The sequence below is a fragment of the Pseudoalteromonas sp. SG45-5 genome, assembly GCF_014164085.1.
GTDB classification, from domain to species: domain Bacteria; phylum Pseudomonadota; class Gammaproteobacteria; order Enterobacterales; family Alteromonadaceae; genus Pseudoalteromonas; species Pseudoalteromonas aliena.
On record NZ_JACJEM010000217.1, the window covers coordinates 1 to 213 of the forward strand.

The window sequence follows — 213 nt, forward strand, 5'->3', positions numbered from 1 at the left end:
AACCAGTTTTCAGAGGAAATATTGACTCTTTCGAGTAAGGGTAAGTGTGTACTTTCAATATACCCTCGTTTGTCCTCTCGTATACAACGCCCTGTTAACTCAACAAGTTCAAGGTACGATTTAAGCTCAAACGGTAGCCCTTTTGGCATGATTTGACGTGGCATGCCTGCAAAGCGGAGCAATTTTTTCGGTTGCTTGCCTTCTTTTGCGCAT

The 213-nt window shown here is 43.2% G+C and carries 1 pseudogene; it reads right to left on the reverse strand.

Annotated elements, in window-relative coordinates:
* Positions 1-213: pseudogene (locus H5119_RS20320) on the reverse strand (hypothetical protein); the annotation flags it as partial.